At 68.1% G+C, this 8,270-nt stretch carries 9 protein-coding genes; 5 read left to right on the top strand and 4 right to left on the bottom strand.

From position 1 onward, the window contains the following. Window positions 1-104: 104 nt before the first annotated feature. Window positions 105-278, bottom strand: coding sequence for a CsbD family protein (locus tag ACFWVE_RS34095; protein ID WP_384022853.1), 174 nt, complete (start codon window positions 276-278; stop codon window positions 105-107). A gap of 92 nt (window positions 279-370) precedes the next feature. Continuing rightward, window positions 371-736, bottom strand: coding sequence for an STAS domain-containing protein (locus ACFWVE_RS34090; RefSeq protein ID WP_384022851.1), 366 nt, complete (start codon window positions 734-736; stop codon window positions 371-373). 208 nt (window positions 737-944) lie between these two features. Here ACFWVE_RS34090 and ACFWVE_RS34085 point away from each other — a divergent pair, with 208 nt between their 5' ends. Both ACFWVE_RS34085 and ACFWVE_RS34080 read left to right on the top strand, forming a co-directional pair. Then, window positions 945-1,391, top strand: coding sequence for an ATP-binding protein (locus ACFWVE_RS34085; protein ID WP_384022859.1), 447 nt, complete (start codon window positions 945-947; stop codon window positions 1,389-1,391). A gap of 275 nt (window positions 1,392-1,666) precedes the next feature. Next, window positions 1,667-1,972, top strand: coding sequence for a hypothetical protein (locus ACFWVE_RS34080; RefSeq protein ID WP_384022848.1), 306 nt, complete (start codon window positions 1,667-1,669; stop codon window positions 1,970-1,972). Between the two features lie 496 nt (window positions 1,973-2,468). Here ACFWVE_RS34080 and ACFWVE_RS34075 read toward each other — a convergent pair whose 3' ends face one another. Beyond that, window positions 2,469-3,317 carry an RNA polymerase sigma factor SigF gene (locus ACFWVE_RS34075; RefSeq protein ID WP_384022845.1) on the bottom strand — a complete coding sequence of 283 codons (849 nt, stop codon included), beginning with the start codon at window positions 3,315-3,317 and terminating at the stop codon, window positions 2,469-2,471. 535 nt (window positions 3,318-3,852) lie between these two features. Between ACFWVE_RS34075 and ACFWVE_RS34070 the strand changes: the two genes are divergently transcribed. Then, complete coding sequence (locus ACFWVE_RS34070; protein WP_384022842.1) at window positions 3,853-5,325, top strand: PP2C family protein-serine/threonine phosphatase; 1,473 nt, start codon at window positions 3,853-3,855, stop codon at window positions 5,323-5,325. Then, on the top strand, window positions 5,322-5,690 hold the full coding sequence (locus ACFWVE_RS34065) for an STAS domain-containing protein (protein WP_384022839.1): 369 nt from the start codon (window positions 5,322-5,324) through the stop codon (window positions 5,688-5,690). The genes ACFWVE_RS34070 and ACFWVE_RS34065 overlap by 4 nt, the downstream gene beginning before the upstream one ends. Window positions 5,691-5,906: 216 nt before the next feature. On the opposite strand, the gene ACFWVE_RS34060 is transcribed toward ACFWVE_RS34065, so the two are convergent. Then, entirely contained in the window at window positions 5,907-6,623 is a 717-nt protein-coding gene (locus ACFWVE_RS34060) for a hypothetical protein (protein ID WP_384022836.1), read from the bottom strand. Between the two features lie 70 nt (window positions 6,624-6,693). Here ACFWVE_RS34060 and ACFWVE_RS34055 point away from each other — a divergent pair. Next, window positions 6,694-8,138, top strand: a protein-coding gene (locus ACFWVE_RS34055; protein ID WP_384022856.1) for an IS3 family transposase whose coding sequence is annotated in 2 segments (ribosomal slippage) — window positions 6,694-7,009 and window positions 7,009-8,138 — 1,446 coding nt in all. Because the reading frame shifts where the segments join, the coding sequence is not laid out codon by codon here. Window positions 8,139-8,270: the final 132 nt, after the last annotated feature.

The raw sequence follows: 8,270 nt of genomic DNA, 5'->3' as shown, positions 1-8,270 counted from the left end.
ATCGCCTCGCGCCATGACTGACGGCTTATCAAGGCCGAGCCCTAACGCGCAGGCGATCTACCGAACTCCTGATCCGAACTCCAGACAGGACCTAGTACAACGTGTCAGTGCTTGAAGGCGTCCTTGGCCTTTTCCTTGGCCTCACGGGCGTCGCCCTTGCTCTTCTGCGCCTGTCCCTCGGCAGCCATGCGGTCGTTGCCGAGAGCGCTTCCCAGGGCCTCCTTGGCCTTGCCCTCGGCCTGCTCGGTCTTCGCCTTGGCTTTCTCGCCGGCAGTCATGGAAGCGCCTCCTCGTAGCCTTGGGTGCCGCGGTCGCGGTAAGGCCGCTTGTGCCCCGGCTCCTGCCTCACAAACAAGGCACCACAAGTGGGTCAGGCGGTCAGGGCCTGCTGGACGGTGGAATGGCAGGGGATGACGTCGTCCAGGCCGACGATTTCAAGGAGCCGCAGCATCGACTCCTGGGCGCCGGCGATACGCAGCCAGCCCTGAGCGTCATTCATGCTCTTGTGGGCGGCGACGAAGACGTTGATGCCGCTGGAGTCCATGAACGTCACGCCGCTGAGGTCCACCACGGTCCGCGGCGGCGTCGCGCCGTCACAGGACAGCAGGGCCTCGCCGAGCATGTCCTTGACATCGTGGTCGATCTCGCCGCGCAGGGTGACTACCCGGATGCCGTCGATAGCGGCATGGCCGATCGACAGATGGCCGGGCCGGGCTGCTCCGTGGGTGTCTGTCACTGTTTCCTTGACCGCTCACTGTTGGGACTCGAGGCCCCGGCGCGACAGTGCGCCGATAACCTGCCTCATGCTACGGCGAACACATGTGCGGCCCGTTATGAGGTTCTCACGGGACATGTGAGGCATAGTGCGGGTACGCGCAGGAAGTGTGAACGGGGGAACAAGGGTGGAGCCGGCTGGATCAGTGCCCGAGGGCGAGGGCAGCGTGATGCCGGACGTCCCTCCGATACAGGACACCATCGCCCTGGACGGCGACGGGCACGTCATTGCTGAGGCGCGCCACCGCGCGAGGGACTTCCTCACCCGTGTACAAGCGGAGCACGGCCTGCCGGTGTCCGCCCGCGCGATGGACCTGACCCAGCTGGTGGTCAGCGAGCTGGTCACCAACGCCCGCAAGTACGCCCCTGGCCCCGTACTGATGGAGCTGCGTATTTCCGGCGCCGTGGTGGAAGTGATCGTGTGGGACAGCGATCCGATCCTGCCGGTGGCGCGGGCCGCCGACGCGGGCAGAGTCGGGCAGCACGGCCTGGAGATCGTCATGGCCGTCGCGCAGGGCTTCGAGGTCCAGCGGGAGCCGGTCGGCAAACGCGTCACCGCCCGCATCGCCCTGCCCGACGACCCCGGCGGAGACGTCACCGGACGCCGCCCCCAGTAACAGCCGACGCTCCCGTCGGCCCCACCACCTTTCCCTGACGGCCTGCCTGAAACGGCGCGCTACCGGCAGGCGATGGCGGCGAGGGAAAGGGTCGGGCATGCCGCACCTTACGATCTGCGCCCCAGCCGAGGTGGCGTTCGGTTTCGTGCACGACGGCGCGCCAAAAGCGGGAGGAGGCAGAGACAGCGCACAAGACCAGCGGCCGGCTCTCCTCCTTCCGCAGGTGAAGCACCTGTGCCCGAAACCGTCAGGGTGTGTGTGGATAGGCTTTGGCGGTGACCGCTGATGCCGTGGAGAAGCTGCTCGCTGATGTGTGCGGGACGTTGGCCCGTGCTGGCTTCGATGTGGCGTCGGCCGGTGATGAGGGCAGCCCTGGCCTGCGGGTGCGGCGGGAGACGGACTCGGTGCTGGTGGGATGGGTGCCCGGCAGCGAGTTAGATCCTGCGGGCAGAGAGGATGCCGAGTTCGAGGGCATTCGCGCTGCTCTGCCGTCGGCGCTGCTGGCGATCCTCACGCAAGCCGGTCATGCCGTGCAGGTGGACCGCGCGAGCGGTGAGGTGCGGGTCAGGCTGCTTGCGTGACCCTGGGCCACGGGATCGACACCCGCGTTGCCCTCAGAGCGTGGGGCAGTTCGACACCGGCAGGCCCGGCGACGTAGGACCCGCGTGCCGGAGTCCCGCGCCGTTTCGACTGGCCGGCGACACCTCCTGACCCGGGCAGCCCCGACTCGCCGCACGGCTCTGCCAGGAGCACGCTCGGAGGTGTGATGAGCGCGCCGATCGTCGTACACCAGCCCCTCCCGCACCGGTGGCCGGAGCGTCACCGTGCACTCGCACGGCCGGGACGAGATCCTCGGCACCGCTTACAGCGATCACGACCTGGTGGTGTTCCTTCAAGCCGCGGGCGTCGACGAACCCGAGGCAGTGTGTTGAACGATCCACGCTGGGTGGAATGGCGCGGAGGCCGCCCACACGAGTGGAGACGGACTGAGCGGGACCGCTCCAAACCGACCGCGCACAGGGTGGTGGCGAAGTGAACGGTTCACCACAAGGATGGCGCCGTTTGATGCGGGCGGTGTCAGTGGGTGGTGAGCATGCCTTGGCGGATCTGGGCCAGGGTGCGTGACAGCAGCCGGGAGACGTGCATCTGGGAGACGCCGAGCCGTTCGCCGATCTGGGCCTGGGTGAGTTCCTCCACGAACCTCCAGTGCAGGATCATGCGCGAGCGCTCGTCGAGGTCGGCGATCATCGGGGCGAGTGCGTGGAAGTCCTCCACCAGTTCCAGCGCGCCGTCCTCGTTGCCGATGAAGTCGGACAGGGCGCTCTCGCCGTCCTCGCTGTTGTTGATGGCGGCGTCCAGGGAGGAGGAGCGGTAGCCGTTGGAGGCCACTCGTGCCTCGATGACTTCCTTTTCCTCCAGGTTCATCAGCTGGGCCAGCTCCGCCACGGTCGGGGTGCGGCCCAGGCGGCTGCTCAGTTCCTCGGTGGCGCGCGCCAGCTGGACGCGGGCCTCCTGCAGACGGCGCGGCACGTGCACGGCCCACGTGGTGTCACGGAAGAACCGCTTGATCTCGCCCACGATGTAAGGGATCGAGAAGGAGGTGAACTCCACCTCGCGGGACAGCTCGAAACGGTCGATGGCCTTGATCAGACCGATCACACCGACCTGGACGATGTCCTCCATCTCCTCCGGGTCCCGGCTGCGGAAACGGGAGGCCACGTAGCGGACCAGGGAGATGTTCATCTCGATCAGCGTGTTGCGCGCGTACTGGTACTCCGGCGTGCCCTCCTCCAGTCGGTCCAGCTGCTGGAAGAACAGGCGGGTGAGCTCACGGGCGTCCTTTGGAGCGACCTTCGACGGGTCCGGGACTGCCGGCAGTTCAGCGCACTTCACATCCGCCGTCGCCGCTGCCGTATCCGTAACCATGTGTCCCTCCCCTTGTCGGCCATGCCGACACCGGCCCACCTCGACTCGCTCTGCCGCGCCTACCCCTTCCCCTCACCTTCATGCCTACTCCTTCCGCGACATCGTTCAACCCCGCGCCCGCGAGGTGCCGAAGCGGATCTCGATCGACTGCGGCGAGCGGATCCAACCGAGCCGCGCCATCCAATCGAACAACCCTGCGCACATCGAGTCGGGCGGTGTCCTGCTCCGGTCCGAGCGTGGTACCGGCGGCGCCCAGGTCCGCCAGGTCCTCGCGGCGGAAGACCTGATCGACCTGGCCGGGGGGCAACGTCCCGTCGGAGTTATGTGCTCAGGTCGGTGAGCAGCTTGTGGTCCGGACCACGAAGGTCGTCACGTTCGCCTTTTCGCCGATCACTGCGCCCGGTTGCGGTCGGTGCTTGGGCGGCCGTCCACGATGCCGGTGCGCACTACGAAGCTCGCCGTCGGATCGGGTGCCCCGGCCGCGTTGAGTAGGGTTCCGGAGTGCTGGCTGTCTGGTCGGTGCCTTCCTGGGGGGATGAGCGAGACGAGGGACATGCCGGAACAAGCGATCCTGCCTGCGATAGCACCGAGCGAGCCTTTGGCCGTGTCGGTCGAGGCGGCGCGGATGGCGGCGGTACGCCGTTACAACATTCTCGACACTCCGCCGGACGGCGCCTACGACCGAGTCGCGGCGCTGGCCGCGCGGCTGTTCGAGGTGCCGGTGGCGACGGTGACGATCGTGGACGAGGACCGGATCTGGTTCAAAGCCGCGCACGGGCTGGAAGGTGTCAGCGAGATCGGCCGGGATCCGGGCCTGTGTGCCTCGGCGGTGCTGCGTGATGACACCACCGTCATCCCCGATACGTTGCTGGACCCGGTCGCCTGCTCCAACCCGCTGGTCGCCGGCCCGATGGGGGTGCGGTTCTACGCCGCCGCTCCGATCATCACCGCCGACGGGCACCGCCTGGGCACGGTCAACGTCCTTGACACCCGCCCCCGCGAGATCAGCGAGGCCGATGCCTCCACCCTCACAGACCTGGCCGCGGTGGTGCGCGACCAGCTGGAACTGCGACTGTCGGCGTTGCACGTGATACGAGCCGAGCAGGAGAAGCGTCAGGCGGAGGAAGAGGCCCGCCAGCGTGCGGAGCGGGACAAGGCTGCCATCGCCGCGTTTGCCTCCACCCTGCAGCGCACCCTGGTACCTCCCGCGCTGCCCGCGGTACCCGGGCTTGAGCTGGCCTGCCACTACAAGACCGCCTCCCCGCAGGAAGTGGGGGGCGACTTCTACGACGTCTTCCCCATCGGCGGAGGCCGGTGGGCGTTCTTCCTGGGCGATGTGTGCGGCAAGGGCGCCGAAGCCGCCTCGGTCACCTCACTGACCCGCTACACGCTGCGGGCCGCAGCCCTCGTCGACGCGGACCCCACTGCCGCGCTCAAAGCCCTGAACACCGCGCTGCTGCTTGACGCGGCGGTTGGCACCCGCTTCTGCACCGCCGTCTTCGGCCTGCTCGATCCGGCCCGGGACGGCGGTTTCACTGTCACGCTGGCCACCGGCGGTCACCCGCCCGCCTACCACCTCAGCCCTGCCGAGGGCGGCGGGGTACGGGTCGAGGCGGCCCGTGCCAAGGGCGGCATGCTGGTCGGCGCGTTCGCCGAGGCCGCCTTCGCCTCACTCACCCTGCACCTGGCACCCGGCGAGGGCTTGCTGCTGTACACCGACGGGCTGACCGAGGCCCACACCGTCGATGGCCGCATGCTCGCCGATACCGGCCTTACCGACTTCCTGGCCCAGCGAGGGGCGCCGGTCAGTGCCGGCGCCCTGATCGATGACACCGTCGCGCTCCTGGACACACTCCCCGACACCGAACGCGACGACGTGGCGCTGCTGGCTCTGTCCGTCCCCACCGCGGACGCCGCTCCCGCCGGCATCACTACCACCGCGCACAGCGCCGCCGCCCCGACCGCACCCGCCGACGCCTCCGTCGGGCAGGAGATCCGACGCCCATGACCGACACATTCCACATCGACGTCCCGCACACCGACGGCGCCCTGGCCGTGATCGCACTGTCCGGTGAATTCGACAACGCCGCCGCACCTGCCGCGCGGGCCCGCGCCCTAGAACTCATCGCGGCCGGACACGCAGACCTGGTCGCCGACCTGTCGGGTGTCACGTTCTGCGACTCCTCAGGGCTGGGAGCCCTCGTCGGCATCTGGCGCTGCGCCAAGGACGCCGACGGCTCCCTGACCCTGGCGGTCATCCCCGACCGGCTGAGCCGCCTGCTCAGCGTCACCGGGATGGACACCCTCCTGCCCGCCTACCCCAGCGCCGAGGCCGCGCTCGCCGCCCGCCAGGGCAATCGCACCACCGCCTGAACACCCTCGCTCGCAGGAGCGGCATCGGCGGGCTTGCCTGGCGCAGCCAGCTCGGGTGCTGTCCTCCTGGTGCAGAGTCCCGCCCAGGGGCGGAGGCGGGAGAGTCCCGGCCGGATCGGAGTTCGGCCGGGATCATCCGACTCGTGGGCCGATGGGTGGTCGGGAGCTGCCTCATGGCCGGTGACGTGACCGGGGCCTGCCTGCACTGCGATTTTGCTATGGGGTGGCGTACACCTTCGGCATCGCGATCTCGCGGATGGTTTCAGGATCGGTGGGTGGCCTCAGCGTTTGCGTGCTGATGCCTTGGGTTCCGGTGTCGCGGGCGGCTCCGGCCAGTTCCATGAGAGCTTGGCGCACTACATCGGGTGCGATGCCCTGCTGGTGGGGGTTGTCCAGCAGCAACAGCCCCGGGAAGGCGCACTCCTGGTCGAGGTCTCTTTCGAGGAACAGGGTGGCGTAGCTGTACGCCAGGAAGAACAGGACCTTGGCCTCTGCTCCCAGACCCTGGTCCCAGGGCCGGGAACCGACGTAGAAAGTGAGATCGGTGTCCCTGATCGTCACGTCCCGGGTCACCCAGAGCGTGTCGCGGTAGCGGGCGAGGAAATCGTTCATGCGGTCGGCGAAGGCGGAGCACCGGTCCATGGGAGACAGCACGGATGCTCTCGAAGCCGGCTGCTGTTTCTCGATTTCATCCACGGTCTGCTGAGCGGAGAGCAAGGTGCGGTGCGCTTCGTCGCGACGCTGCAGAATCTCTTCCATCGCCGGGAGAGCAGTCATCTTGTGCTCCAGCTGGGCGATCTGCGCGGCAAGTCCTTCCAACGTCGCCATGAGCGGGGCGAGTTGCGCGGCGCGCTGTTGGTTTAGTTGCTGCGCCAGTTCGGCCTGCTGTGCGTGCAACGTCCCCTCTCTGTCAAAGTAGGTCGAGTCAGGCATACTGGATGATTCATTGAGTCGAGGGCGGAGAAGGAGTAGTGCCCGGGTGGCCAGCACGAATGACCACGGGATGCCTGATCCGCAGGTGGAAGCCCGTTCGGCCGGTCCGCGCCGGTATACCGCGGAGTACAAGGCGAGGGTCCTCGCGGAGTACGAGACGTTGGACAAGAAGGGCAAGGGTGCCCTGCTGCGGCGGGAGGGCCTGTACTCGTCGTTGATCACGACGTGGCGGCAGCAGCGGGACAAGGGCGGCCAGGCGGCGCTCGCCGCGCCGGCCGGACGGCCGAGGGCGGACCCGAGGGACAGGGAGATCGCGAAGCTGAAGGCGGAGAAGGCCCGCCTGGAAGCCGATCTCGCCAAGGCCCGCACCGTCATCGAGGTCCAGGGAAAACTCTCCGCGCTGCTCGACCAGTTCGCCACGGACAGCGCCCCGGACCGGAACGGCGAGAACACCAAATGACCGGGGCCACCCCCGCGGCCGTGTTCGACACTGCCCGCGACCAGGCCCTCGAAGAGCTCACCCCTCTGGTCGGACGCGTCCAGGCATGTGCCGCGCTGGGCGTGAGCCGGGCCACCTACTACCGCCACCACCGTCGCAGCCCTGCCCCGGCCAGGCCGCGGCAAGAACGGCGCCGGCATCCCCGCGCGCTCACCCCGGAGGAGGAGATACGGGTCCTCGACGTGCTCCATTCCCCGGAGTTCGCCGACATGGCGCCCGCCGAGATCTACGCCATCCTCCTGGACCGGGGTGTCTACCTGTGCTCGGAGTCGACGATGTACCGGCTCCTGCGACGGCACGGTGAGGTCCGTGAACGCCGTCGGCAGGCCGTCCACCCGCCCCGGACCGTTCCCGAGCTGCTCGCCGAGGGCCCGAACCAGGTCTGGAGCTGGGACATCACGAAGCTGAAGGGACCGGTCAAGGGCGTCTACTACTGCCTCTACACGATCATCGACATCTTCAGCCGCTACACGGCCGGCTGGATGATCGCCGCGCACGAGAACAAGGACCTCGCCGAGCGGTTCCTGTCCGAGACGATCGCCAAGTACGGCATCGAGCCAGGCCAGTTGACAATCCACTCGGACCGCGGGTCCCCGATGGTCGCACAGAACGTCGCCCAGAGGATGGCCGGCCTCGGCGTCACCAAGTCGCATTCGAGGCCGAAGACGTCGAACGACAACCCGTACAGCGAGAGCCAGTACAAGACCCTGAAGTACCGGCACGACTTTCCCGGCCGTTTCGGATCCCTCGAGGACGCCCGGGCGTGGTGCACCCGCTTCTTCACCTGGTACAACGAGGAGCACCGGCACTCCGGGATCGGCCTGCACACGCCCTACGACATCCACTTCGGCCTCGCCGAGCAACTCCGCGAGATGCGTGCCGACATCCTCCAGGCGGTCTACGCGAAGCACCCCGAACGCTTCGTCCGCAAGCCGCCCGAGCCGCCGACACTCCCCGCAGCGGCCTGGATCAACAAGCCGGCACCAGACGGCCCACTGATCCCAGCGCAACGTTAGAACGATCTACCTGCCTTGATCGCTTTGACAGGTTCCGGTGGAGCTCCAGACTGATCGCCCCGTCCGGGCGATCCTCTTGTCCCCGCAGCAGCTCAAGGAGGCCGAGCTGCGCCTGGAAGACATAGCCCAGGG

Origin of the sequence: Streptomyces sp. NPDC058632, assembly GCF_042717095.1 — a bacterium.
In the GTDB taxonomy this organism is placed as follows: Bacteria; Actinomycetota; Actinomycetes; order Streptomycetales; family Streptomycetaceae; genus Streptomyces.
This window is presented reverse-complemented; position numbering and strand designations above follow the sequence as displayed.